The organism is Limnobacter sp. MED105, assembly GCF_000170915.1.
GTDB lineage: Bacteria > Pseudomonadota > Gammaproteobacteria > Burkholderiales > Burkholderiaceae_B > Limnobacter.
In genome coordinates, this window is record NZ_ABCT01000004.1 from 50528 (window position 1) to 76740 (window position 26213).

Annotated in this window: 24 protein-coding genes; 15 read left to right on the forward strand and 9 right to left on the reverse strand. The window is 52.8% G+C overall.

The genetic code is table 11. From position 1 onward, the window contains the following. The first annotated feature begins 144 nt into the window (after positions 1–144). Together LMED105_RS05400 and LMED105_RS05405 are read left to right on the forward strand one after the other, a co-directional pair. Positions 145–2268, forward strand: coding sequence for an ABC transporter ATP-binding protein (locus LMED105_RS05400; RefSeq protein ID WP_083797116.1), 2124 nt, complete (start codon positions 145–147; stop codon positions 2266–2268). Further along, a complete protein-coding gene (locus LMED105_RS05405) occupies positions 2261–2728 on the forward strand; it encodes a DUF1854 domain-containing protein (protein ID WP_008249012.1) in 468 nt (155 codons plus the stop codon). The genes LMED105_RS05400 and LMED105_RS05405 overlap by 8 nt, the downstream gene beginning before the upstream one ends. Before the next feature lie 116 nt (positions 2729–2844). Here LMED105_RS05405 and flhC read toward each other — a convergent pair whose 3' ends face one another. Together flhC and flhD are read right to left on the reverse strand one after the other, a co-directional pair. Further along, the gene (gene flhC / locus LMED105_RS05410) at positions 2845–3411 is read right to left on the reverse strand and encodes a flagellar transcriptional regulator FlhC (RefSeq protein ID WP_040512425.1); all 567 of its coding nucleotides are present in this window, start codon (positions 3409–3411) and stop codon (positions 2845–2847) included. 55 nt (positions 3412–3466) lie between these two features. Then, entirely contained in the window at positions 3467–3784 is a 318-nt protein-coding gene (gene flhD, locus LMED105_RS05415; RefSeq protein ID WP_040512480.1) for a flagellar transcriptional regulator FlhD, read from the reverse strand. A 194-nt stretch (positions 3785–3978) separates the two neighbouring features. Between flhD and LMED105_RS05420 the strand changes: the two genes are divergently transcribed. Beyond that, positions 3979–4857 (forward strand): alpha/beta fold hydrolase, encoded by an 879-nt coding sequence (locus tag LMED105_RS05420; protein WP_008249017.1) that lies wholly within the window; start codon positions 3979–3981, stop codon positions 4855–4857. On the opposite strand, the gene LMED105_RS05425 is transcribed toward LMED105_RS05420, so the two are convergent. Next, a complete protein-coding gene (locus tag LMED105_RS05425) occupies positions 4841–6268 on the reverse strand; it encodes an amidase (protein WP_040512427.1) in 1428 nt (475 codons plus the stop codon). The two genes, LMED105_RS05420 and LMED105_RS05425, sit on opposite strands and share 17 nt — an antisense overlap. Positions 6269–6323: 55 nt before the next feature. On the opposite strand from LMED105_RS05425, the gene LMED105_RS05430 reads away from it, so the two are divergent. The 5 genes from LMED105_RS05430 to LMED105_RS05450 all read left to right on the forward strand — a co-directional run bounded on the left by LMED105_RS05430 (position 6324) and on the right by LMED105_RS05450 (position 9849). Continuing rightward, the gene (locus LMED105_RS05430) at positions 6324–6761 is read left to right on the forward strand and encodes a YchJ family protein (RefSeq protein WP_008249021.1); all 438 of its coding nucleotides are present in this window, start codon (positions 6324–6326) and stop codon (positions 6759–6761) included. A gap of 126 nt (positions 6762–6887) precedes the next feature. Continuing rightward, positions 6888–7379 (forward strand): Hsp20 family protein, encoded by a 492-nt coding sequence (locus tag LMED105_RS05435; protein ID WP_008249023.1) that lies wholly within the window; start codon positions 6888–6890, stop codon positions 7377–7379. Positions 7380–7477: 98 nt separating this feature from the next. Continuing rightward, the gene (gene pxpB / locus LMED105_RS16155; protein WP_008249025.1) at positions 7478–8158 is read left to right on the forward strand and encodes a 5-oxoprolinase subunit PxpB; all 681 of its coding nucleotides are present in this window, start codon (positions 7478–7480) and stop codon (positions 8156–8158) included. Beyond that, positions 8151–9125 carry a biotin-dependent carboxyltransferase family protein gene (locus tag LMED105_RS05445; protein WP_008249027.1) on the forward strand — a complete coding sequence of 325 codons (975 nt, stop codon included), beginning with the start codon at positions 8151–8153 and terminating at the stop codon, positions 9123–9125. The genes pxpB and LMED105_RS05445 overlap by 8 nt, the downstream gene beginning before the upstream one ends. Beyond that, the gene (locus LMED105_RS05450) at positions 9064–9849 is read left to right on the forward strand and encodes a LamB/YcsF family protein (RefSeq protein ID WP_198006799.1); all 786 of its coding nucleotides are present in this window, start codon (positions 9064–9066) and stop codon (positions 9847–9849) included. Before LMED105_RS05445 ends, LMED105_RS05450 begins: the two co-directional genes overlap by 62 nt. Here LMED105_RS05450 and LMED105_RS05455 read toward each other — a convergent pair whose 3' ends face one another. Continuing rightward, the gene (locus tag LMED105_RS05455) at positions 9850–10293 is read right to left on the reverse strand and encodes a YkgJ family cysteine cluster protein (RefSeq protein WP_008249031.1); all 444 of its coding nucleotides are present in this window, start codon (positions 10291–10293) and stop codon (positions 9850–9852) included. Between the two features lie 180 nt (positions 10294–10473). On the opposite strand from LMED105_RS05455, the gene LMED105_RS05460 reads away from it, so the two are divergent. From LMED105_RS05460 to mnmH, 3 genes are all read left to right on the forward strand, one after another. Then, entirely contained in the window at positions 10474–12435 is a 1962-nt protein-coding gene (locus tag LMED105_RS05460) for a DUF294 nucleotidyltransferase-like domain-containing protein (protein WP_008249032.1), read from the forward strand. Further along, positions 12432–13166: a 3'-5' exonuclease gene (locus LMED105_RS05465; RefSeq protein ID WP_008249049.1), complete on the forward strand. Its 735-nt coding sequence runs from the start codon at positions 12432–12434 to the stop codon at positions 13164–13166. Before LMED105_RS05460 ends, LMED105_RS05465 begins: the two co-directional genes overlap by 4 nt. A 70-nt stretch (positions 13167–13236) precedes the next feature. Further along, on the forward strand, positions 13237–14265 hold the full coding sequence (mnmH, locus tag LMED105_RS05470; protein WP_040512491.1) for a tRNA 2-selenouridine(34) synthase MnmH: 1029 nt from the start codon (positions 13237–13239) through the stop codon (positions 14263–14265). Here mnmH and LMED105_RS05475 read toward each other — a convergent pair whose 3' ends face one another. The 4 genes from LMED105_RS05475 to LMED105_RS05490 are packed head-to-tail and all read right to left on the reverse strand — an operon-like array spanning position 14266 to position 18449. Then, complete coding sequence (locus tag LMED105_RS05475; RefSeq protein WP_008249051.1) at positions 14266–14682, reverse strand: thioesterase family protein; 417 nt, start codon at positions 14680–14682, stop codon at positions 14266–14268. It lies immediately after the preceding gene. 18 nt (positions 14683–14700) lie between these two features. After that, on the reverse strand, positions 14701–15873 hold the full coding sequence (locus LMED105_RS05480) for an iron-containing alcohol dehydrogenase (protein ID WP_040512428.1): 1173 nt from the start codon (positions 15871–15873) through the stop codon (positions 14701–14703). Positions 15874–15903: 30 nt separating this feature from the next. Continuing rightward, the gene (locus tag LMED105_RS05485; RefSeq protein ID WP_008249053.1) at positions 15904–16398 is read right to left on the reverse strand and encodes a DUF4442 domain-containing protein; all 495 of its coding nucleotides are present in this window, start codon (positions 16396–16398) and stop codon (positions 15904–15906) included. 14 nt (positions 16399–16412) lie between these two features. Further along, positions 16413–18449 (reverse strand): NADPH-dependent 2,4-dienoyl-CoA reductase, encoded by a 2037-nt coding sequence (locus tag LMED105_RS05490; protein ID WP_008249054.1) that lies wholly within the window; start codon positions 18447–18449, stop codon positions 16413–16415. Between the two features lie 218 nt (positions 18450–18667). Here LMED105_RS05490 and LMED105_RS05495 point away from each other — a divergent pair, with 218 nt between their 5' ends. From LMED105_RS05495 to LMED105_RS05510, 4 genes are all read left to right on the forward strand, one after another. Beyond that, on the forward strand, positions 18668–21169 hold the full coding sequence (locus tag LMED105_RS05495) for an ABC transporter permease (protein ID WP_008249055.1): 2502 nt from the start codon (positions 18668–18670) through the stop codon (positions 21167–21169). A 63-nt stretch (positions 21170–21232) separates the two neighbouring features. Beyond that, the gene (locus LMED105_RS05500; RefSeq protein ID WP_008249056.1) at positions 21233–21715 is read left to right on the forward strand and encodes a group II truncated hemoglobin; all 483 of its coding nucleotides are present in this window, start codon (positions 21233–21235) and stop codon (positions 21713–21715) included. Positions 21716–21719: 4 nt separating this feature from the next. Beyond that, positions 21720–23138, forward strand: a complete 1419-nt coding sequence (locus LMED105_RS05505) for a DNA recombination protein RmuC (protein WP_008249057.1) — start codon at positions 21720–21722, stop codon at positions 23136–23138. Then, positions 23110–24192: an asparaginase gene (locus tag LMED105_RS05510; protein WP_008249058.1), complete on the forward strand. Its 1083-nt coding sequence runs from the start codon at positions 23110–23112 to the stop codon at positions 24190–24192. The genes LMED105_RS05505 and LMED105_RS05510 overlap by 29 nt, the downstream gene beginning before the upstream one ends. 8 nt (positions 24193–24200) lie before the next feature. Here the strand turns inward: LMED105_RS05510 and LMED105_RS05515 are convergent, their stop codons facing one another. Beyond that, the gene (locus LMED105_RS05515) at positions 24201–26195 is read right to left on the reverse strand and encodes a TolC family protein (protein WP_040512430.1); all 1995 of its coding nucleotides are present in this window, start codon (positions 26193–26195) and stop codon (positions 24201–24203) included. Positions 26196–26213: the final 18 nt, after the last annotated feature.

Consider the following 26213-nt stretch of genomic DNA (forward strand, 5'->3'; position numbering starts at 1 on the left):
AGTGGTGTAACATCAGCGAATTCGCGAACTGAGGGGGTAATCTCATTGAAAATCGTTGGATTTTCACCGTCTGAAAACGAAGTACAACGCCTTTCAGAGGTTTGGGCCGCCAATTCACCAACCCAAGCGGTGTTTGTGGCTGACATGAACACTCGGCGTGAGTTTTCTCGCAGCCTTGTAGCCTTTAACGCCCATGAATTAATTGTGGTAGACAAGGAATTGCAGGTGCCTGTTTTCAAGGCACATTTCTCAAGCATTGAGAAAATTTCCATGTCCGATCATTCTGGTCTTTCTACGGTTTTGATTCAGATTGATTCCGGGCAGGTATTTCGCTTCTATGCCAGCTTCAGTTTGCATCGCGCACTTGAAGAATTTGTGGAGTTGCTGGAGACAGCCGTGCGTGAGTTTGAGCAGGGCACATCTCACGCGGCTCAAATTCAGCACCCGGTGCCGCGCTTGCTGGCCGATGAAGAACTGGATGATGCCGGGTTTGAAGAGCCCGTTTCTTCACGGGCACTGTTGCGCTTGTGGCGCTTTGCACACCCGTATCGCTGGCGTTTGTTTGCCGGGCTGATTCTGACATTGCTGTCAACTGCTGCAACGCTGGTGGCGCCTTATCTTTCAATGCCACTTATGGACGAAGTACTGATTCCATTCCAGAACGGCCAACCCATGAACACCGAGTTGGCAACGTTTTATCTCAGTGGTCTCTTGATTTCAGCGGTGGTGGCTGCCGGTTTGAGTTGGGCAAGAACCTACTTGTTGGCCTTGGTCTCCGAGCGAATCGGCTCTGATTTGAGAACCACCACATTCAACCATTTGATGAGCTTGTCGCTGGACTATTTCAGCGCGAAACGCACCGGTGATTTGATCGCGCGTGTCAGCGCTGAAACCGATCGAATCAATTTGTTTCTCTCGCTGCATGCGCTCGACTTCATTACCGATGTGATCATGATCGTGATGACAGCGATCATTTTGATGAACATTGACTTTGAGCTGGCTTTGCTGACGTTGCTGCCGTTGCCCGTCATTGCCTGGATGATTCACCTGGTCCGCGAAAAGCTGCGCACGGGTTTTGAGAAGGTCGACCGTGTTTGGGGTGAGGTCACCAACATTCTTACGGACACCATTCCGGGCATTCGTGTTGTGAAAGCCTTTGCACAAGAGCGTAGAGAGTCTGACCGCTTTTTGAAGGCCAACACCCGCAACCTCGAAGTGAACGACCGAATCAACAAAACCTGGTCGCTGTTCGCACCCACGGTCAGTCTGCTGACTGAACTGGGTATTTTGGTGATTTGGGCTTCCGGCATCTGGATGATCATGAACAATGACATCACGGTGGGTGTACTCACCGCCTTTTTGGCTTACATCGGCCGTTTTTACACCCGGCTTGATTCGATGAGCCGGATCGTGTCTGTCACCCAAAAAGCAGCCGCTGGTTCCAAGCGTATTTTCGATATTCTGGATTACAAGTCTTCGGTACCCGAAGCTGAAAACCCGGTAAAAATTGATCAGTTGAAGGGCGAGCTTGAATTGCGGAATGTGTCATTCCGCTATGGAAGCCGGCAGGTGCTCGATGGTGTGAACCTGAAAGTGAAGCAGGGCGAAATGGTTGGGTTGGTGGGCCACAGTGGTTCCGGCAAGTCAACTTTGGTGAATCTGCTGTGCCGTTTTTACGATGTGAGTGATGGTGAAGTGCTGGCCGACGGAATTGATATTCGTCAAATTGAAATGGCCAGCTACCGCAGAAATATTGGCCTGGTGTTGCAAGAGCCTTATTTGTTTTTTGGCACCATCGCCGAGAATATTGCCTATGGGCGTCCCGACGCTACCCGTGAAGAAATTATTTCTGCAGCGCGGCTTGCACATGCGCATGAATTCATTCTGCGCTTGCAGCACGGTTACGATTCACTGGTGGGGGAGCGTGGTCAAAGTTTGTCGGGTGGCGAGCGCCAGCGTATTTCGATTGCGCGTGCCTTGTTGATCGATCCTAAAATTCTCATTCTTGACGAGGCCACCAGCTCGGTCGATTCGCAAACCGAGAAGGAAATTCAAAAGGCCTTGGACAACCTGGTGCAGGGAAGAACCACCATTGCGATTGCACATCGGCTTTCAACCTTGCGCAAAGCCGACCGCATTGTGGTGATGGACCGTGGCAAGGTGGTGGAAGAAGGCCCGCACGATGAATTGCTGGCGGCGAAATCGCACTTCTGGCATTTGCACCAGGCCCAGGAAAAACTGAAGCAGGAGCAAGCCCAATATGACTGACTGGCGATTGCGTGAATCAACACAGGGCAAGCTGGCCTTGTACAAAGGAGAGGAGTTGGTGGCCGACCGGGTGATGCCTGTGTTGGCGTTTCCTTTTTCAGCACCCAATGAGAGTATTTCAATTGTGGATGAGTACAGCAAAGAACTGGCTTGGCTGGATCGCCTTGATCAATTGGACGCAGGCTCACAGGCTGTGGTGAAAGATTACCTGGCTGTTCGCGAATTCAGGCCCACTGTGCTTCGAATTACTTCGGTGTCCACGTACTCCACACCAAGCATTTGGACCCTGGAAACGGACAAAGGGTCTTGCAAGTTCGAGTTGCCCACGGATGAAAGCATTCGGCGTCTGGGGGGTAGCCGTTTGGTGTTGACCCATGCCAATGGCATGCAGTTCATCATCGAAGACCTGCTTGCGCTGGACGCCCGAAGCCGCCAAATTCTTGCCCGCTTCATGGCTTAAAAAAAACACCTGTGAGCAATCGCTGACAGGTGTTTGAAGTGTCCTTGTACTACGGACAGGGGAGAGAGACAAAAAACAAGCTACTGCTTGGTACAACGGCACTACAATTCAATTCTTTAAGCGGTTTCCAGCATGCTTTCTTCATTGAAGAAGCGGGTTGCTGCGTCCTGCTTGGTTTTCCCGGCGCGGGAGGGCATATTGCACAAGCCGCATTCATAGTCATTCACCAGGTCGTAGGTGTGCACCACAAAGTTGCCATGGCAAGTTTTGCAGGCTGTGGTGGTCAACATTCCGGCGTCAAAAAATTTCACCAAGCGCCATGCGCGGGTCAGTGACAACACTTCAGGCAGGCCCAAGACGTTGATTTGTTCGCGATACAGTTTGTAGGCCTTGACCAGGCATTCGCCGTCTTCAAGGTCGGTGTGCTTGATGCAAGTGGAGTAAAAGTTCATGAATAGCGAGCAATGAATATTGGGCTGCCAGGTCATAAACCAATCGGTGGAGAAGGGCAACATGCCCTTGGGTGGCGATTTCTGCTTGATTTCCTTGTACAGGCGAATCAGGCGCTCACGTGACAATTGGGTTTCGCTCTCCAGTACTTGCAGTCGAGCGTCTAGCTTGATCAAGTCAGAAGCAAGTTTGATTTGAACGGCCTCGGCCATCAAGGATTTAATCTTGGACATGTTTGCTCTCCAGCGCACTCGCAGGTGCATGAACCACGGTTATTTTTAAGTGCGCTTAAGCTGAAATTTGGGCGCTGCGGCCGGCCATCAAGATGGCGGCGTGCATGCCTGAAATAGCGCGCTCTTTTCCGTGGTCACAAAGGAGTTTCCACACGGCAGGGTCTTCGAATCGAATGCTGCACATTGGCACATCGTTTGCTGCAATGCGCAAAACCTGTGCGGTGGTCAGTTGATCCAGCAGGTCTGCTGTGTTTTCATCAATACCCAAGCGAATGATGGCCTCGGCTTTGTCTTCATTGATGAGTTGTTTGGCCAGAAGCAGGTAAGATAAATTGGCTTCGCGAATTTGTTCCAGTAGTTCATTTGCTTTCATTTTGAACATCCTCCTATTCAAATCAAGCAATCTTTTTCAGAAGGTTTCGACGCTTCCCACAGACATCGATCCCAGTGAATGTATTGTTGATGAACCGCGAAAAAAACTAAGCCATCCAATTGCTGTAAGCGAGATCAGCGAGCAGCCATTGTGTATGTAAGAAGAAACCAGACAACGAGACAGGTGAAACAACAATGAGCAACGCGTTTATGAACTGGCTGTGCCGCAAACTGATCGATTCCAAATGCAAACAAATGGGTCTGATCAAAAGCAGCGTCAACACCGTAGACGGGCGCACCGTGTATTTCAAAGGTGGGCAAGGGCCCGACATGGTTTTGATACATGGCTTTGGTGCCAACAAGGAGAATTGGCTGGCACTGGCCCCGCGCCTGATGCGCCATTACACCGTATGGATTCCCGACCTGATCGGTTTTGGTGAATCAGACCGACCCAGCAATGCCCGTTTTAATATTGCGGAGCAGGCCGATCGGGTTGTGCGTTGGCTGGATGCTGTGGGTGTCAAGAATTTCCACGCGATGGGTAACTCCATGGGAGGCTATTTGGCAGGTGCCTTGGCCGCGAATTTTGAGAACCGGGTTCTTAGCGCTTGTTTGCTAAATCCCGCGGGAGTGAAAGGCTCCGAGCACACCACCGTTGGGCGCGCCTTTGCCGATGAAGGAAAAATCATCCTTGCCCCCACCAATTTCGAAGAATATGAAAGGGTGGTTAATCTTTGTTTCAACGGCAAAGCGCCGCCTATGCCTGGTTTCATGCGCAAATATTTCGGCCGCATGTCGATCAAGAACAAGGCTTTGCTGGATCGGGTTTTCATGGAATTCGTGAACCCGGATGTCAATGTCAGTTTGAATGAAATGGTGGAAAAAACCTCAGTGCCTTTGATGGTGGTGTGGGGTGATTCAGACCAGTTGGTGCACCCCAGCGGGCTGGCCGTGCTGAAACAGGCCAAACCCGCGATTGTCGATTTAATGCTTGAAAACACAGGCCACTGCCCCATGGTGGACAGGGCTTCACTGGTTTATAGGGCGCATCTGGAATTCATGCCAGCATCTTGAAAGGTTGAGCTTGTTCAATTTCCAGGGCAAGCTCGATCAGCCTGAATTCATGTCCCATGGCTGCGGCAAAGTGAACCCCCACTGGAGTACCTTCAGCGGTGTGGTGCATGGGCAGGCTGATGGCTGGTGCGCCCGCCACGTTTTGAGCGGCGGTGAATGATGCAAAGTTAACCAGCCTTTCCCGCGCCTGCTCAAAAGGCAGGTCGAGTGCCAGGTAACCCAAAGGCGGCGCTGGCTGCCCCAGGGTGGGGCTAAGCAGCACATCCAGGTCCGCAAAGGCTGTGGCATATTGCGCTTCAAACTGGTGAAGCCTGCGCAAAGCGAATGGAAACTTCAACAGATTGCGGGTGAAGTGTTTGGCCAAACCGAGGGTAAGTGGCTCGAGTTTTCCTGTATCCATGTGCCGGTCAACGGCCAGCTTGCCCAAGTGTGAAATGGAGGCGGCCAGCATGCCCCAGTACAGCAAAAAATCATCCGCAAACTGGGCGCTGATCGGAACTTGTATTTCCTGCACTTCATGGCCCAGCTCTTCGCACAAGGCGGCGGCCTTGTGCACAGCCTCCACGCAGGCGGAGTCTGTTTCATGACCAGAAATTTTCTGCGTGAACATGCCGATTTTCAGGCGTTTGCGCCCTGGGGCTGTAATGTGGCCCAGTGGTGGCAATGTCGGGTTCTTGTAATGCTCTTCAGCCAAAGCGAAAAACGCTGCAGTGTCCCGTACGCTACGCGACACAATCCCGTCGCTCACAATATTGATAGGCAAACTTTTTGCCATTTCATTCATGGCCAGCCGGCCTCGGCTTGGTTTTAATCCCACCAGCCCACAGCAGGCGGCTGGAATACGAATGGAGCCGCCACCGTCGTTTGCATGGGCAATTGGAACCACACCCGCGGCCACCAGGGCCGCGGAACCGCCCGATGAACCACCCGTGCTGTGTCCAGTGTTCCAGGGGTTGTGGGCTGCTTCTGACTTGCTGTATTCCGTGGTGGCAGTCAGCCCGAATTCGGGCAGTTTGGTCTTGCCCAGCAACACCACACCGGTGTCAATAATTTGTTGTGCCACGGCGCTTGTATGCTTTTTGGGGGTATCGGGCATGGCAGCAGAGCCGTGCCGAGTGGGCAAACCCTGCAAATCCAGGTTGTCTTTCAAAAATCCCGGTATACCCTGAAACGCCCTGAAATTGCCCAATTCGTCGTAATAACGGGCTTGAGCCAATGCGGTTTCTTCTTGCATGCACACCGTGGCGTGTAGCGCAGGGTTCACCAATTCAAGCCTTTGGTAGGCTGCTTGCACCAGCGCGCTGGCACTGGTTTCTCCGCGTTGAAGTTGCCCCGCCAGGGCCACTGCGTCGTGATGACCCAAGGCATCGGTATGGTTAAACGCGTGCACTTGTGTAGGGTTAATTGTCATGGTTGCTGGTCATTGTTGTGGGTATAAGGTTGGCTGTCTCTGGCTTCAGTCTAAAATGAAAAATCTGCTGAATTCATCGCTTTTACCTTACATGGTCCAAAAAAATAAATCACAGCCTTGTCCTTGTGGCAAAGGCGATTATCAAGTCTGCTGCCAACCGTTTCATTTTCATCCTGAGTCGGTACCCACAGCCGAGGCGCTCATGCGTTCTCGCTACAGTGCTTACGCCCTGGGTTTAAGTGATTACGTGTTGTTGACCTGGCATGCCAGCACACGGCCCAAGCAGCTGGATTTAAGCGATGAGCTTGCACAAGGCAAATGGTTGGGTTTGAGTGTGAAAGGGCACTGGCCACAGGGTGACAAGGCTGAAGTGGAGTTTGTGGCGCGTTACAAGCCCAGCCACGGGCCTGCCAGTCGTCTTCATGAACGCAGCCGTTTTGTACAGGAAAACGGGCAGTGGTTCTATGTGGATGGCGACTTGTTTTCGACCTGAAAAAATTTTAATGAAAACGCTTGAAATTTTCCGGGCGGCTCATAAATCAGACTTGTGGGAAATGTCTCCAAGAGAGTTTCCGCACATTTTGAGCAACTGATTTTTTGCTTCTCAGGAGAATGAATCATGGCAACAATCGACCTTACCCCTTTGTACCGCAGCACCATTGGATTTGACCGCATGGCCAGTATTCTGGATGCAGCAATGCGTGCGGATACTTCAACCGGTTATCCCCCCTACAACATTGAGGCACTTGAAGAAAACCGTTACCAAATCAGCGTAGCAGTGGCGGGTTTCGATGAAAAAGAGCTCGAGTTGGAAGTAGAGCGTGGTGTGCTCACCGTGCGTGGCCGCAAAACCGACGAAGAGGGTAAACAGTACCTGCACAAAGGCATTGCATTTCGCAGTTTCGAGCGCAAATTCAACCTTGCAGACTATGTGCAAGTGGAAGGAGCCAACCTGAAAAATGGTTTGTTGGTGGTTGAGTTGCGCAAGGTCATTCCCGAGCAAATGAAAGCACGCCGAATTCCGATCGGTGAGGCGGGTCTTCGAACCATTGAGGCAAGCGATGCAAACCAGACCAACCTGGCCAACCAGGACAAGCAAGCCGCAGCGTGAATCATCTAAGCTAATTCGCGTATTGCAAAAAAAGCAGCCGCTGGCTGCTTTTTTTGTGTTTAAACTCAAAGTCTGTTGTTCCAACTTTTGGTGCTTCCATGCCCAAGGCTTACCTTCTTTCCGATCGCGCTATCCAGATAGACTGGGCCACCAGTGTTTACCCAACCGAGCTGGCGCTGTTTCGCGAGGAATTAATCCAGTCTTTTGAAACCCAGGACTGGCCTGTCTGTCAGTGTGTTCAGACGGATCAGTCAATTACTGTTTTGTTTGAAAATTCAATAGTTGTAACAGGGCGGTGCGAAGCCTTGCTTGATCAACTTGACCGCACACTGACCAAACTCGGGAAGGTTAGGATGGATGCCAACAAACCGGGCTGCCATCATCACATTGTTGTGCATTACGGTGGCGTGGCCGGGCAAGATCTCGACTGGTTGGCCGGGCAAACCGGGCTAAGCCCGACTGAAGTAATCGACTTGCACAGCAGCATTATTTATACCGTTCAGTTTTTGGGCTTTTTACCCGGCTTCGCCTACCTTACAGGTTTACCCAAACAGCTTCAGTTCCCGCGCCGGGAAACGCCGCGCCCGCGTGTACCAGCTGGTACATTGGCGATTGCCGCTCATTACTGCGCGGTGTACCCCTGGGAAAGTCCCGGTGGATGGCATTTGATGGGGCACGTCGAGCAGGTCCTTTTTGATCCTGAACGTACAGATCAGGAAGGGCATTCACTGTTCAAGGCTGGTGACACAGTTCAATTCATTCGGGCTGATCATGCTTAAAGTAGTCAGAGCTCAAGGGCAGGGTATTGTCAGCGACCTCGGGCGTTGGGGATACCAGCATGAGGGTGTGCCCATCGGTGGAGTGCTGGATCCCTTCTCGTTCGGTTTGGGTAACCTGGCTTTGGGTAACGCTGTCAATTCAGCGTGTCTTGAGCTTATGGGCCAATTCGATTTTGTATGCGCCAAGCCATGCCAGGTATTGTTTGCAAACCGCGGCGCCCAGGCTTTATTGAACAACAAATCGGTGTTGTGCGGTCAAGTTTTAACATTGCAGGAGGGTGATGTACTGCGCACCAAACCACCTCATTTGGGCTTCTGGAATATGTTGTGCGTGCAAGGTGGTGTGGATCTGCCTGAAATTATGGATTCCCGCAGCACTTGTCTTGCCGCCGGCTTCGGCGGTTTGCAAGGCAGGGCCTTGCAAGTCGGGGATGAACTTCATTTTACCCAGCAGTTTGCTCCCAGCATACGAACTGGTGTTCGTTTGGCCATGCCGCTTGCTCGCTCCGGGCATTTTGTTCCCTTGGTGCTTCATTTTTTGCCTGGTCCGGAATTTTTTGAACTCAGCGAGAATTCGCAACACCTGTTTACACGCCAACATTTTAGCCTGGGTACTCAAAGCAGCAGAATGGGCTATCGGCTTGAGGCTTCAGAGTCACCTTTATCGCTGAAACAAGCGTTGTCCTTGCGCTCTCATGCCGTTCACCCGGGGCTGGTGCAGCTGCCCCCCAGTGGGCAACTGGTGGTGCTGCTGTGCGAGGCTCAGGTCACCGGCGGCTACCCCCGTCTGGGCAGTGTGTTGTCTTGCGACCTCTGGAAATTGTCGCAACTTGGTGCCGGGGAAAGCGTAAGCTGGGTACTGGTGGATCAACAGCAGGCAAGGCGCTTGCACGCAAAGCATGAACATGAATACAAACGCTACCAACACGCCATTGAATGCAACAAGGCAAGCGGTGATGTGGATTAATGCTGATTTGGGCGAAGGTTGTGCCCACGACGAAGCCTTGTTCAAGATTATCGACTGGGCCAATATTGCCTGTGGCGGGCATGCTGGTGATGAACACAGTATTCGCCTGGCCTGCAAGTTGGCGCTCGACCACGGCGTACAGGTGGGCGCCCATCCCAGTTACCCGGACCGGGCCGGGTTCGGGCGTCGAAAGCCCGAGGGTTCAGCTACGCAGTTGCTGAGTGAATTGAAACAGCAAATGGAGTTCTTTGAAAACATCGCCGCGAAACTGGGGTGTACCTCTGGGCATTTCAAACCCCATGGGCAGTTGTACAACGATGCTGCTTTCCAGACCGCTGAAGCTGAGCTTCTAATCGATTTGGCCCAGGCTTTTCCACACCTCAAGCTACTGGCTTTGGCTGGAAGTCCGTTGGTGGCGTGGGCTCGTTCAGCTGGCATCGAGGTGGTTGAGGAAGCTTTCCCGGATCGAGCTTACCTAAGCACAGGCGCTTTGGCACCACGAAGCCAGACCGGTGCTGTGCTTCACGACCCAATTCAGGTCAAGACGCAGGCTGAATTGATTGTTCGAGGCGGGCCGTTGCAGTGCCTGGATGGTTCAAGCCTCGTGATTATTGCTCAAACACTGTGTGTGCACGGCGACAATGCTCAGGCTTTGGACAATGCAAAAGCCGTTCGTGCGGCTCTCACTGAACATGATCAAGACACATTCAGCGGTGCAAGTTGATTAACTGCCAGTGTTGATCTCAGGGGTGGGCAGGGTGATGTGATCCGGCACACCGGCCACGGGCACATAACGCACATTCAATGGAGCAAGGCCGTGTTTGGCGCGCGCCTGGTTACAACGCGGGTTTAATTCGCCTTTGGCATCAAATACATCGTATTCGCGGCATGGTGAGGGCCGGTTCTCGTAAATGGTACAGCTGACCGACTCACCAATATTGCCTGCCAGCGCAATGCAACGGGGTTTGCTTTGTGAGCTGCCTTTCATGCAGCTTCGGTACAGATTCATCTGCTCGGTCAATTCAACTGGCACCACGCCGCCTTCGGCTGCGGTGGTTTCCCCCCAATAAAAACTGATCCTGAACGTGGAGCAGCACACGCCGCAGCTTTGGCAAAGCGCTTCAACGCCGGCGCCATCAACAATGATTGTGGTGGGATTTGACTGCAATTTAACCTCGGGAAAAAACAGCCATGGGGAGAGTTGCGCGAATATATTCCTGCCCCAGGCGCAAAGCAAGCACTATTTTCAAGTGACGTGGCTTGGAAGAAACAAGCTTTTTGTAAGGTGCTGAGGCTACAATAGGGAAAACCATTATAAAAACCATTTAGCCCAGCAAATGGAGAGACTGTGAATCGACCGAATGCCGCTTCTGTGGCCGATTCGGGGGTTGCTGCCCCTGATTCAGCCCAAACCAGTACCAGCCCCAGCGGGCAAATGCTGGATTACATCAAACAACGGCTGGTCAAGCACGCCCCGTTCAGTGAAATTCCCCTTCGCGATCTGGACTGTCTGCTTGAGGGCTGCGCTGAAACCTACTTCGCACCCAACGAAGTGATTGTGCGGCCCGAGGACGGCCCGCCCCAGTTTCTTTACTATGTCGAGAAAGGCTCTACTGTGGGTCGCAAGGGTTTGGCGGATTTGTCCTCCACAGGGTTTCAATACGAGGCTGGTGAAATGTTCCCGGTCAATGCTTTTCTGGCCAAAAGGGCAGTGACCGCGACTTACAGCGCCCGCGAAGACTCCTTCTGTTTGATGTTTACTTTTGACGGTGTGCAAGCCCTGGCGCGTAAAAGCCCGGTGTTCTCCGATTATTTAACCCGGCGCACCATGCAGTTTCTCGACCTGTCCCGAAAGGCGATTCAGGTGGCTTACTCTTCGCAAACACTGGCTGAGCAAACGCTGGAAAAGCCTTTGCGCGATGTGTGCCGTCACGAGCCTTTTTCCTGTGCCCCCAGCACCCCCTTGAAACAGGTATTGGAGGTGATGCACGAGCACCGGATTGGCTCCATGATTGTGGTGAATGAGGCCATGGTTGTTGAAGGCATTTTGACCCGCCAGGATGTGCTGTCCCGCGTGGCCATGGCCCAAAAACCGCTGACCTCGCAAATTGCTGAGGTGATGAACACACCCGTTCATACGCTGGACGAAAGTTGTACCGCCCAAGATGCTGCCCTGTTGATGTCCAGGTTTGGCATTCGCCATGTGCCCGTGACGCGCAACGGCAAACTGAGCGGAATAGTGTCTGAGCGGGATATTTTTGCCATGCAGCGTTTGTCGTTGAAACAAATCAGCAGCAACATTCGTTCAGCGCAAGATGCAGATATGTTGCGTGCCTGCGCCAACGACATTCGCAGTTTTGCCAAGAACCTGTTGGGTCAGGGCATTGCAGCCAAGCAGCTCACTGAATTGATCAGCCATCTGAACGACGTGCTCACCGAGCGTATTCTGGAAGTGGTGGGCAACCGAATGGGCATTGATGCCAACAGCTACTGCTGGCTTAGTTTCGGCTCGGAAGGTCGTTCTGAACAAACCATTGCAACCGATCAGGATAACGGCCTGTTGTTCATCAGCGATCAGCCAGAAGTGGACAGACCTCGCTGGCTGGCCTTCGGCAAAGAGGTGAATCAAACCCTGGATCAGTGCGGCTACCCCTTGTGCAAAGGCAATATCATGGCCAGTAACCCTGAGTGCTGCATGACAGCGGGTGAATGGTTGAACAAGTTTGCGCGATGGATCGATGTGGCCACGCCTGAAAACCTGCTGCGTGTGAACATATTTTTTGATCTCCGTGCCTTGGCGGGCAACAAGGAGCTGGCGCAGCCGCTTCGGGATTACATTGTGACCCGTGCCAAAGAGTCCACCATATTCCTGCGCCTTCTGGCTGAAAACATCATGCGGTTTCGCCCACCCCTAAATTGGCACGGCAGCATAGACACCACTGAGATCGATGACATTCGCACTCTGGATTTGAAAAAGCAGGGTACCGCCGTATTTGTCGATGCGGCACGTTTTTTCTCACTGGTATTTGGGATTGATGAAGTGAATACTCGTCGTCGCTTCGAGGCCGTGGCCAAGCGGCTGAGTGTCGAAGAGCAACGCCGCGATGCTTGGGTGAGCGCCTTTGAGTTTTTGCAAATGATGCGCTTGCGCATTCAACTGGACGAGGGCGTGGCTGTGCCCGATCTTCCCGACCAGCCCAATGTGGTGAACTACGATGTACTCGACAACATTGATCGCCGCATTCTGAAAGAATGTTTCCGGGTAGGGCGCCGCTTGCAGCAGCGGATCGAAATGGAGCACATGCGTTGAGCACCACTTTGCAGGGTCAGCTGCTGCCTACTCAAGGCTGGGCTAGTTATATCAAGAATCGCTTGGTTCAAACGCTCGATTTTTCAAGCCCAAACCCTGACCGCTGGGTGGTGCTTGATGTGGAGTCATCGGGTCTTAATCCGAAGAAAGACCGGCTTATTTCAGTTGCTGCCACCGCGATTGTATTTGATGCACAACGGCGTCCACGAATTTCGCTCACTGATACGTTTGAAGTCGTCATCAAACAACCCCCCGAAATTGTCGATATGATCGAGTTTGAGGCTATCGACAAGAACAATATTTTGATTCATGGAATTGGTATCGGTGCGCAGCAAAAAGGGGTCAAAGCCGAAGTGGCTTTGTCTGAATTCCTGCGCTATGTGGGCCATTCCCCCTTGATTGCCTTTCACAGCTGGTTTGATGAAATCCTGATCAACAAAGCACTGCGCAAGGTGCTTGGCCGCACAACCCACAGGCATTGGCTGGATCTGGAACATTTGGCCGCTGTGCTGCACAAGGAAAATCACCAGCTGCCGCTGGATGTGTGGATGCAGCGCTATGGCATTGAATGTGAACAGCGCCACCAAGCCGCAGCCGATGTGCTGGCCACTGCACAATTGCTGATGAAGTTGTGGCCCATGCTGCAAAAACGAAAAGCCACCGACTGGAAAGGCGTTAAAACAATTGCCGGTGGCCTAAAAACCCTGCCGGGCCGGAATTTGCCAACCTAGTTGTAAAACCGAGGCCCTGTTTTGCGTTATTCTGCCGGGCTGAACCTTCGTTTTGACTTTGGCTTTTTTCATGCATGATTTTTCCGCTTACGACCTGATCATTGACGCACGCTCGCCCCGCGAGTACGGGGAGGATCACATTCCTGGTGCCGTCAACATGCCGGTGGTCAACAACGATGAATATGCAGAGGTGGGCACACTTCACCGAACCGACAAAATGGGTGCGTACAGCATCGGTGTGCGCTACTCGCTGGCCAACATTGCGCGTCACCTTCGCGAAGATTTACCCAAATATCCCAAAAACGCCAAGGTGCTGGTGTACTGCTTCCGGGGTGGCAAGCGCAGCAAGTTGTGGGTTGATGCGCTTGAAACCATTGGTTACGACGTCCAGAAATTGCCGGGGGGCTGGAAAGCCTACCGCCGCTGGGTGAATGACCAGCTTGAAGTAGCGCCCACGAAATTCAATTACCACGTGCTTAGCGGCCCCACAGGTTGCGGCAAAACCCGCCTGCTGTATGCCCTGCGTGAGGCGGGTTGCCAGGTGGTTGATCTTGAAGCAATTGCCCGCCACAGGGGTTCAATCATTGGTGCGCTGCCGGGTACCCCACAGCCGTCCCAGAAGTATTTTGACACCCTGTTGCTGCAGGAACTCGCGCAATGCGATCCAGCTCGACCCCTGTTTGTAGAAGCGGAAAGCAAGAAAATCGGCAATGTTCAGCTACCCACGTCCATGCTCGATTCCATGCGCAAAAGCAAAACCATTCGCGTGCACGCCGACATGCAGCAGCGGGTTGAGTTGTGGCGGCAGGATTACAAACACTTTGAAGAAGATCCGGAAGGCATGCTCGAACGACTGCGTTTTATTCGCAGCCTTGTCGGTGGCGCTGAATTTGAAGAATGGGAACAGTTGGCTGCAGCCCGCCGAATGCCCGAGCTGTTTGAACGTTTGATGACCCACCATTACGACCCGGCTTACCGACGCTCCATTTTGCGCGAGTACCCGAATATTGATGAATCACCTTTGATTGAACTGAATGATTTATCTCCAGCAGGCTTACTGCAAGTGGCGAAAAAAATTCGGGAACAATACGAACCCTGATTAAACCACCAGCAAGGTCAGCTTGCTTCGAATGCCTTCGGGTATCGGTGTGGGGGTGTTGCTGGCCTTGTTCACAAACACATGAATGAAATAGCCTTCTGCACACAATTCGCCCGCAGCATTGAACAAGCCCAGTTCATATCGCACTGAACTATTGCCCAGTTTGCCCACGCGCAGGCCCGCGGTAACCGGTTCCGGGTAGGCCAGTGGTTTCAGGTACTTGCACTGGCTTTCCACCACAAAACCCACCACCTCGCCGTTGTGAATATCGAGTCCGCCTTCTTCGATCAGGTAGCGGTTCACCACGCTGTCGAAGTAACTGTAATACACCACATTGTTCACATGACCGTAAATGTCGTTGTCGTGCCAACGGGTTTGAACGGTTTGATGCAGGGGGTAGTTGGCCAGTGTAGTCATGATTTGAAATGGATTGTTTTAGTACGCTGCTTGGTAAATCGCCAATGCTTCAGCTTCGCTCACATCGCGTGGGTTGTTGCTCAGCAGGCGGGTTTGAAGCATGGCAGCGCTGGCCATCAAGGGCAAATCTTTCTCGCCAATACCCACTTCACGCAAGCCAACCGGCAAACCGGTAGAAGGCGACAAAGTGGCAGTGTAATCAATGAAGGCCTGTGCCAATTGAGACGCATTGTCACCGTGGTGGCCCAGCTTCAATACCTGGGCCAGTTCTGCATATTGCTGTTCTGCTGCAGGCAGGTTAAACCGCAATACATGGGGCAACACAAGTGAATTGCTCAAACCATGCGGCACGTGAAAAATGCCACCTATTGGATAGGCCAGGGCATGCACAGCACCCACTGGTGCGTTGGCAAAAGCCTGGCCAGCCATGCAAGAACCCAGCATCATCGCCTGGCGCGCTTCGCGGTTTGCCGGTTCTTTGCACACGGTGTGCAAGTTGGCGGCCAGTAGCCTTAGTGCTTCGCAGGCCAAAAAATCCGCATACGCATTTTTCAGCCGTTTGCTGGTGTAGGCCTCTATGGCGTGCACCATGGCATCAATACCAGTGGCTGCTGTTACATGCTGGGGCAGGCTGAGTGTCCAGTCGGCATCCAGAATGGCCAGGTCGCCATACAACACGGGCGACACCACACCCATTTTTGTGTCCACACCAGTGGTCACAATCGAAATGGGGGTTACTTCACTGCCTGTGCCCGCGGTGGTGGGAACCAGCACCAATGGCAGCCTGTCGCTGCTCACATTGCCCACGCCGTACATGGTTTTCAGTTCTTGTTTACCGCGTGCCAACACGGCAATCAGTTTGGCCACATCGAGTGTTGAGCCGCCACCGATGGCCACTACCACATCGGCTTTGAAATCTACGGCCAGTGCGGTTACCCGGTGCACCAAGGCCTCGGGCGGGTCTGGTTCTACATCGTTGCAAATGTGCACGGCATGGTCAGCCGAAGTCAGGTTTTCACAAATGGTTTTGAAGGTTTGAGTGCCCGCAATAAAGGGGTCAACCAGCATGAACACTCTTGCCGTTTGCAGCCCGTGTTGGGTCAGCAAAGGGACCAACATGTCAGCCATTCGAAGCGAACTGCCCGATTCGCAAACTATCCGGTTCACTGTTCTGAATTCAAATGGCGCCATGTGCTTGTCTCCCTGCTGTTTTTCTCTAGTTTAGCCTTTGCGCTTTGGGGTCCAGGCCCAAATGGCGCGAACAAAGATAGGTTCTTTGCTTTCGCCGTCAGTAATGGTCACAGCAACATCCACTTCACCCCGTTCTTCGGTTTGCATCATGGTGATTTGTTCTTGTGTCAGCATGGCTTCGGCTTTCATGTCGCCAGCTGCGCGTTTGCGGTAATCCACTTCCATGCGCTTGATCACAGGTATGGCGTTGGCGGGTACATTCAAACCTACCAATGCGCCAGTGGCTGATTCAGCAATCATGATCATGGCCACAGCATGCACGGTGCCAATGTGGTTTTGCACAGTGGGCCGGTTTTTGATCACCACAATTGAATGATTGGGCTCAATCCACTCGAATTTCAAACCACTGGTTTTGAAGTATTTCACCGCACGGCCAAACAGCAGGGTAAAGGCACGGGTTTTCAAAGGTGTGGGCAGTTTGTCTACTTGCGCGTACACCTTTTGCAGCATCGATTTTTCGGTCATTTTTTGTTCTGCCTTTACAGGGTTACAGCCAGGCGAGTGGCTTGGTTAATTGCGCGTTTGGCGTCCAGTTCCGCAGCCACGGATGAACCACCCACCAAATGCACGGGCACGCCCAGTGCTTCAATCGGTTCAACCAGTTCACGCAAGGGATCTTGGCCAGCGCACACAATAATGTTGTCCACTTCCAGAATTTGCGGGCCGTGCGCGCTCATCACATGCAAACCACGGTCGTCAATCTTCAAATATTCAACGCCTTGCATGAAGTGAACACGGCGGCTTTTCAAACTGGCCTTGTGCACCCAGCCTGATGTTTTACCCAAGCGCTTGCCCAAGGGTTCGTCTTTGCGCTGGCACAACCACACCTCACGCGCAGGCTTGGGTGGCTCGGCTTGTACGCCATCAATGCCGCCTGCATTGTTCGGGTCAAAAGTAATGCCCCATTCTTTTTTCCAGCTCTCCAGGTCGAGCGTGGGGGAAGGGTGGGCAAAGTCATGTGTCAAATATTCCGACACATCAAAACCAATACCGCCAGCGCCAATCACAGCCACTTTTCGCCCCACTTCTTTCTTGTGCAGCAGTACATCGATGTAGCTCATCACCTTGGGGTGATCAATGCCTTCGATACCAGGCGTACGTGGTTTGATGCCTGTGGCGAGAATTACTTCTTCAAATTTTTCTTTGGACACCAGCGCGGCATCCACCACGGTGTTCAGGCGCACATCCACTTTCTTCAATTCCAGTTGGCGTTTGAAGTAGCTGATGGTTTCATGAAACTCTTCCTTGCCCGGAATCTGTTTGGCCATATTGAACTGGCCGCCAATTTCACTGGCCTTGTCGAACAGCGTTACATGGTGACCACGGCGTGCCAGTTCAGTGGCGGCTGCCAGGCCTGCGGGGCCTGCGCCCACCACTGCAATTTTCTTTTTGCGCTCCAGGGGTTTGTCCACAATTTCAAGTTCATGGCAGGCGCGCGGGTTCACCAGGCAAGAAGCACGCTTCAAGCTGAACGTGTGGTCCAGGCAAGCCTGGTTGCAGGCAATGCACACATTGATTTCATCAGCGCGGCCTTCTTTGGCCTTGATTGCAAATTCCGGATCTGCCAACAAGGGGCGAGCCATCGACACCATGTCGCAAGCACCATCTGCCAGCAATTGCTCGGCCACATCGGGTTTGTTGATCCGGTTCGATGCAATCACAGGAATCTTGATTTCCTTGCGCAAGCGGGCAGTCAGTTCAGCAAAGGCTGCACGGGGCACGGAGGTCACAATGGTAGGTACACGCGCTTCATGCCAACCAATGCCGGTGTTGATCATTGTGGCGCCAGCTTTCTCAATTTCCTTGGCGATGTAGCTGACTTCATCCCAGGTGTTGCCACCCTCGACCAAATCCAGCAGGGAATGGCGGTAAATGATGATGAACTTTTCACCCACGGTCTCGCGGATTCGGCGAACAATTTCAACCGACAAACGCGCACGGTTTTCAACTGAACCACCCCAGCGATCCGTGCGATGGTTGGTGCGTTTGCAAATGAACTGGTTCAGGAAGTAGCCTTCCGAGCCCATCACTTCAACACCGTCGTAACCGGCTTCCTGAGCAATTTTTGCGGATCGGGCAAATGCCGCAATCGTGCGGCGAATGCCGAAATCACCAATTTCCCGAGGCTTGAACGGGTTGATCGACGATTTCACGTTTGATGCGGACACGCTGAGCGGATGGTAGGCATAGCGGCCTGCGTGCAACAACTGCATCACGATTTTGCCGTCGTGTTTGTGCACGGCTTCGGTTACTTTCTTGTGGTGTTTGATGGCACCACTGCTGCTCAACTTGGATGCAAACGGGTATAGCCAGCCTTCCAGGTTGGGTGAAAAGCCACCCGTCACAATCAGGGCTGTGCCACCTTTTGCACGCGCCTCAAAATAGGCGGCGAATTTGTCAAATTCCTTGTACTTGTCCTCAAGGCCGGTGTGCATCGAACCCATCATGATGCGGTTGCGCAGGGTAGTGAAGCCGAGATCAAGCGGAGAATTCAAATGGGGGAATGCGTCAGACACGTTACCGTCTCCTTAAAAATCGGTAGTTTTTTGTAATGTATTTACTTATGTTACTGAAAAGTAATCTTTGTTGTTGGAGTCTGCGTTCAAAATAGCACGATCGGTCGATTTTTTGCGTGTTTTATTCGTGAAGAAATTACTGCGCCGCAATAAACAGGGGAACCTGTACCCCCACGCTTTGTCCTAAACTGGTGTTTTACCCAGCAAGCGCTTCCTTCATGCAGTCTTTTCAGTATTGGGCGCGGCAGTCTCGCCGTGCATCGTTCCGTATTTTGTTCGTGGCTTTGGTCCTGGCCGTGGCTGCCATTTCGTCTGTAGGGGTGTTCTCAGCTCGAATCGAAGCCGCCTTGGTGCGCGATGCCAGCCAGATGCTGGGCGGCGATCTGGTCATTGAATCCAAGCGGAACACCGACAATGCACCCTGGCTTTCAATTCTTGACAAGCCGGAATACGCAAATCTCAAGAAAGCAGAAAGCGTTGTATTTCCCAGCGTCGTGCCTTCCGAGCGCGTTGATTTGCTGGTTTCATTGAAGGCGGTGAACAACACCTATCCTCTTCGTGGGCAGATGACAGTGCGCAATGCACAGGGCCAGGATGAGAAAGTGGCCAGTGGCCCGCCTCAAGGCGAGTTGTGGGTAGACCAAGGCGTACTGGGTTCGCTGGATGTGCAGCTCGGCGATTCAATACAGGTGGGTGAAATCACCCGCCCTGTGACCCGGGTAATTTTGGTCGAGCCTGACCGTGGCGGTGGCTTTGTGAACTTCGCCCCCCGCGTGATGATGAACACAGCCGACCTGGAAGAATCCAGGTTGTTGGGCTTGGGGTCTCGTGCAACCTGGCGCATTTATTTCACGGGCGCGCAGCCCGTGGTGGATCAATTGATCAGTGAACTCACGCCCGTGCTCTCGCCAGTGGAAGAAATTGAAACGCTGGAAAATGGGCGACCCGAAGTAAGCAATACTTTGGAACGTGCCAACGACTTTTTGGCCATGGCTGCCTTGATCGGCACCATGGTGGCTTGCGTGGGCATTGCACTGGTGGCACATTTGTTTGCCAAAGAGCAAGCCAGCGAACTGGCCGTGCTGAAAAGCCTGGGTTATACACCCAAACGGTTGCTACGCATGTGGGTCATTGGCATGGGCATGCTGACCTTGGGTGCAGGCGCGTTGGGTGTTGCCTTGGGTTGGGCCGCGCATTGGGGCCTGCTGGCCTTGCTGGCTGAACTGGTGGGTGTTGATTTGCCTTTGGCTGGTTTGCATTACCTGCCCATGGGCATGTTGTTGTCGGCCTTGTTGCTGCTGGGTTTTGCGGCGGTACCCACCTGGTATGCACTGCGTGCGCCTGCTGTGGCTGTCATTCGGCACCAAACCTTGAAAAGCAGTCGGGGGCAACTTGTGTTGTCCGTGTTGTTTGGCGTTTTCACTGCGATCGCGGTGTGTTTGTTGATTGTGAACAATGTGGTGCTGGCCCTGTTGTTGTTTGCAGGTTTTGTGGGTACCTCACTGGTGTTCGCCCTGTTGTTCTGGGGGCTTTTAAAGGCGCTGGCTTATTTGGGCAAGGGCCGAAAAAGCGCAGGCACCCACATCGCGGTTTTTCAAAGCATGTCCAAACGTGCAAGTACTTTGGTGTTGCAGGGCGTCAGCCTGGCCCTGGGCTTGGCTGCACTGCTGATGTTGGCAGTGGTGCAGGGTGATTTGATTGACCGTTGGCAAGAAGCTGTGCCCGAAGATGCGCCCAATCGCTTTGTGTTCAACATTCAGCCTGATCAGGTTGAAGGTGTTCAACAAACCTTGAACACGGCCAGTCAAAGCCCTGTGAATTTGTACCCCATGGTGCGCGGGCGTTTAAGCGCCATTAACGACGAAATCATCACGGCCGAAACATTCAGCGATGAGCGCGCGCGCAACACTGTTGAACGTGAATTGAACTTGAGCTTTGCTGACACTTTGCCCACGCACAACTCCATTGCGGCCGGCAGCTGGTTTGATGAAACACCGGTGAAGGCCGAGGTGTCTGTTGAAGATGGCGTGGCCGAGCGTTTGGGCATCGGCATGGGCGACAAGCTCACCTTCGACATCGCAGGTACGCCGCTGACCGCAGAAATCACCAGCATTCGTGAACTGCGTTGGGATTCCATGGAAGTGAATTTCTTCATGGTGTTTCCAACCGAGGTGCTGCAAAGCTTTCCGCAAACCTGGATCACCTCTGTGAGCTTGCAGAAGGACAAAGCCATTCCTGTTTCGCGAGAATTGGTGCGCGAATATCCAAACCTTACCGTGCTGGACACGGAACTGGTGATCACCCAACTGCGTAAAATTTTGGGGCAGGTGGGCCAGGCTGTTCAGTTCGTATTTTTGTTCACTGTAGCTGCCGGCGGTTTGGTGGTGGTGGCTTGTGTCATGACAGGCGCACGGGTACGCACTCGCGAGGCTGCAATTTACCGCGCCATGGGTGCATCAACAGCCCAGTTGCAACGCGCGGCATGGCTTGAGCTTTCCGTGTTGGGCGCCCTGGCGGGCCTGGTGGCAGCCATTGCTGCGCAAGGCTTGGGTTGGGGCGTTGCACATTTTGTGTTCGAGTTTGAATACTTCCTGTCGCCTTTGCACATTGTCGCGGGTGTAGTTGCCGGTGCAGTGGTGTCGGTGCTGTTTGGTGCCTGGTCGGTCAACAAGGTGTGCCGTGCGCCTGTAATGCAAACCTTAAGGCAAGCCACTGCTTAAATCTGTTTCATGCCGGTACAATGTGGATTACGAATTTTCAGTAATCCACACACCGGCATTTTCATGAGCAACAACGATTCAATCAGTAGCGACAGCGCCCAACCCAAACCACCGATTGTTTACTTTGGCAGCACGCCCGAGGAGCAACAGGTGGGCGTGCGCAAGCTGGTCGATCTGTTCTACGACGAGATGGATCAAAACCCCAGTTTTGAGCGCATTCGCAAATTACACCCGGTGCACCTCGATCATTCACGCGAAAAGTTTTACCTGTTTTTGTCGGGTTGGTTGGGTGGCCCCGACTTGTACTCACCTCAATTTGGCCATCCGCGTTTGCGCATGCGCCACATGCCATTTCCCATCTCCAGTGAAGACCGCGACCAATGGCTGCTGTGCATGGTGAACGCCCTGCGCTCAATGCAACTGCCCGAGAAAGTGATCGAAGGGCTGATGCTTTCATTTTTCCGCACTGCAGACTGGATGCGCAATAAACCCGATCCCGAAGGCAGTGCCAAGGGCTTGAACACCATTTCGATCAAGGGCGAATAAGTTGATGGATGGGCAACTGATGTGGGCTGTGGTGGGTTTGCTGGTATTGGTGTTGATTGGTTTGGTGCTGGTCTACCGGAAAATGACGGTCGACAACTCCGCAGAATTGGCGCAGTTTCAGCAGCAGGTTCTTGCAAATCTGGATGAGGTCATGGATGCCCAGGCGCAGCAGCGTTTTGCATCTGAGGAATTGGGCAAGCAACTTCGCCTGCTCAACCAGGACATCGAAGCGCGCCAAAGCAAACAATCTGAATTGTTGACGCAAACTTTTGCGCAAGCCCGCACAGAAAGCCAACAGGCTGCCCATGGTTTGCAGCAGGTTATCGTGGGGCAATTTACCCAAGGCAACCAGCTGCAATCTGAAAAGCTGAACCAGTTTTCTGAAACCCTGCATCGCACCAATACGCTGATTCAAGATCAGCTCACGCAAATTCGTTTGTCAGTTGAACAGAAGCTGAAGGACATGCAGGAAGACAACGCCAGCAAGCTGGAGTTGATGCGTAAAACCGTGGATGAAAAACTTCACGCCACGCTTGAGACCCGTTTGGGCGAGTCGTTCAAACAAGTCAGCGAGCGCCTGGAGCAGGTGTACAAAGGGTTGGGTGAAATGCAAACACTTGCCACCGGTGTTGGCGATTTGAAGCGCGTGCTTACTAACGTAAAAAGCCGGGGCACCTGGGGCGAAGTTCAGCTACAGGCCCTGCTTGAACAAATGCTGACCCCCTCGCAGTTTGGCCGTAACATCAAGCCCGTGCCCGGCAGCCACAATATTGTTGAATTTGCGGTGCGCTTGCCCGGCAAGGAAGACGATCAACCCGTGTGGTTGCCCATCGATTCAAAATTTCCCAAAGAACAATACGAGCGCCTTCAGGAATGCTTTGACAGGGCAGATGCCGATGGCGTTGCCGTCGCCTCCAAAGCCCTTGAAATGGCCATACGCGCCGAAGCAAAAACCATTGCCGAGAAATACCTGGCGCCGCCGTACACCACCGATTTCGGCATTCTGTTCTTGCCCACCGAGGGATTGTATGCCGAGGTGGTGAAACGCCCCGGCTTGGTCGACGATTTGCAGCGCTTGCACCGCGTCACCGTGGCGGGTCCGATCACCTTAACCACCTTGTTGAACGCCTTGCAGCTGGGCTTTAAAACACTGGCACTTGAGAAGCGTTCCAGCGAGGTATGGACTGTGCTCAGCGCGGTTAAAACCGAGTTCGGCAAGTTTGGTGACATACTCGCCAAAACACGCGACACACTTGAACGCGCTGCAAAGAATATCGAGCAGGCCGAAACACGTTCACGCGTCATGCAGAGAAAACTGAAAGGTGTCGATGAGCTGCCTGAAAAAGACGCGATTGAGTTGCTCGGTTTAAATGACGGCAAGGTGGACCCGCTTGATGATGACGACACACCCACAAACGCTTGATACCCTGCCGCGTGTGGCCTTGGTGGCCACCGGTGGCACCATTGCAGGCACCCTGATCGAGGGCTCTGAAACCTGGGCTTATGAATCGGCACAGCGCAGTGGTGAAAGCCTTGTGATGAATATTCCGGGTTTGCTGCGCCGTGCACAATGGCATTTTGAGCAGCCCTATAGCATCGGTAGCCAAAACCTTGAATTGACCCACATGCTGCAATTGCGTGCCGCGTTGATCCGTTTGCTTCGGTCCCCCAATGTAGATGCAATATTGGTGACGCACGGAACCGACACCATGGAAGACATGCTGTACTTCCTTTATCTCACTTTGCCCGCGCCGCTTTTGACCAAACCATTGGTTTTTACCGGCGCCATGTTGCCTTCCGATGCGGACAATGCTGACGGACCTGTCAATTTAAGCGGTGCTCTCGACTTCGCGGTGCAGTGTTTACCGTGCGACCAGCCTGTTTATGCAGCACCATTCGGTTTGTGCATGCAGGGACTGTTTACAGCCGCGCAGTGTGTGGAAAAACAAAGCACGGCTGGTTTGGATGCATTTGATGGTCCATATTCCATGCTGTCAGATTCGAATTGGTTCAGTAGTCTGAATACCTTAAGTCCACCCGCTGATTTGGGTGTTCCTGGACAGTTTTCCAATCTGTTTGGTACAGATACGCTGGCGCATCCCTTGTTTGAAGCCATGGAGGTGCCCATTGTTTTTTGTGTGCCGGGTAACGGGCCGCTGCGTCAATTGAATGACCTTCTGAACCGCAAGCCTGCATCCGTTGTTGTTGCTGCACCGGGACACGGCAACATTCCCGAATTCTGCGTGCCCGTGTTACGTCGACTTCTATTAAATGGTGTTAGCGTGGTGCGTGCAAGCCGAGTGGCTGCAGGTGGCGTGGAGCAGGGTGGCGAATTCAATGCACTCGACGATTTTCGAGAAGGCACGCTGCCTGCGGGTACAGTTGGCGTTTATTCAGAATCGGGCAGTTTAAGCTTGAGCAAGTGTGTAGTCTACGAACGGCTGCGAGTGCTAACCCGCAGCCTGATAGGGCTGTAATTTTTATTTTATTCAACCTGCGCTTGAGCAACATTCAGATTTTTTCTGGTCTGGGTTTGCGCCGTACTGACAGGCATGTTTTGTTCCCGAATAATTTGCCAAACACCTTTGTTTTCTTGCCAGGTCAAAACTTTTTTCGAGCGTTCCTGATACAACTTTGCGCGGTAGTCCTGAACAAAGCTGATTTCGTATTCATTGGGTTTGTCGAAGCTCGGTATCACTAGTAAGTCGGAAATCTCGATATCGATTCCCTGTGCTTTCGTAATGCGATCTCGGCGGTTACTGACCCATGCTTCATAGCTGCCTTCTTCGGGTTTGAAGTTTGGCGCGTAAAACGCGATGTAACTGTTCAAGTCTTTGTTTTCCCAAGCCCTCGCCCACGCTTTGGTCTTGTCGATCAGGCTTTTAGACACTTCTGCGGGGTCTCCAAATGCAGCCACCTGTTGGCTTGCAAGGTCACCGTTGTCCAATTGGGCCAATTGAATGGGCGGCAGGCTGTTGGTCGAATTCACTGACTTCAATGCCTCATCGAATCCAATGTTGGGCAAATCAAAGTCTTCCAGATTGATAAGGCGAGTGGGGCACCCTTCGGCCTCAGCGCCACTGTGGGTTTGTTCTTTGTAAAACAGAACATTGCGCTTGGTGGGTTCATCCACATTCACCAGTTCATCGACAGCAAATAGCGTGATCAATTGGCCGGTGGCCGCCAGCAATTTCAATTTTGAAACACTTAAATCGGCTTCAATATTAATCAAAGCCCTTTGTGCCTGATAGTACTCATTCTCTGCACTCAGCAAATCGAGCAGGCTGCGTCGCCCCACTGCAAATTGCTGTTCATAGGCTGCGCGCGCCTTGGAAATTGCAGCCGCCTGTTCACGAAAGTAATTCAGCTTTTTTTGAGAACTGACCACATCAAAAAGCGAGGTTTGTGTGGACTGTCGAATGGCCCTGCAAATCACCAGTTTGTCGTCCAGACTGCGCAGTCGACGTTTGATTGCCGCATTACGGGAGGCATTGTCGGCTCCACCACGGTACAGGTTAATCGTAGCCAGCAAGTCGATCGACGAAATTTGGCGCTCGTCAAATGTGGACAGGTAGTTGCTGTACACATCGGTTTTTGCGCGTAAATCAAGGCGGGGGTGAAAGCCTTCGCTGGCCGCAGTTACTGCCTGTTTGGCGGTAGCAATGGATGCATTGGATGCCTTCAGTAGCGGGTGGTTGTTCAGGGCGAATACCAAACGTTCGCGGTTTTCAACCTCAAAGTTGGCATTGACTACGTATTCACCTGCCTGATTGACTGGCCAAACTGTGTCGGTAATTCGTTGATAGTTGGCCATCGCGGAAAAAGTGTTGGCTTTCTCGGTGGCCAGGTTACCCAAAGCCAAAGTGTACCGGCTGCGCGCCTGTTCCAGATCGGATTGACGCGTTACACCGCTTTTTACCTTTTCCTCAATGCGGTTCATCAGTTCTTGGTGATACTTCAGATTGTCCTCGGACAAACGAGTCAGGGCCTGAAAACGTGACACATCAACATGTGCACTGGAGGCATCAAAAGCGACCTGATTGGCCTTGTTCAGATATCGGTAATAGCTTTGCATCGCCTCGGAGTAGGCTGCAAGGTAGCGGGCCTGAGAGGCAAAACCGTTGTACAGGTTTTGGCGCGCCTCAATGCCATAGGAGTTTGCGTTGTAGGTACGCGTGTCAGCGTCTTCGATCCGGGTTCGTTCGCGACCTGCAGAGCCCCGTGCATCAACCGTGGGCAACAAAGTGCCAAACACCACGTTGGCCTCTTCCATTTGCGCTTCGAGCGCATGTACATCTGCGTCCAGTGCAGGGCTGTTTTGCAGGCCTTTGATCACGCTTTGTTGCAATGGGTTCGGCGCATTGTTTTCTGTGGGCTGCTCTGCGAGTATCGCCTGGTTTTCCTGTGTCCAGGCCGAAGGCGGGGCCAGGGTAAGAAGGGCGATGATCAATGAAGTGGATAAGTTGTAGCTTGTGTTCATATTGGCTCGTTCGTTAAA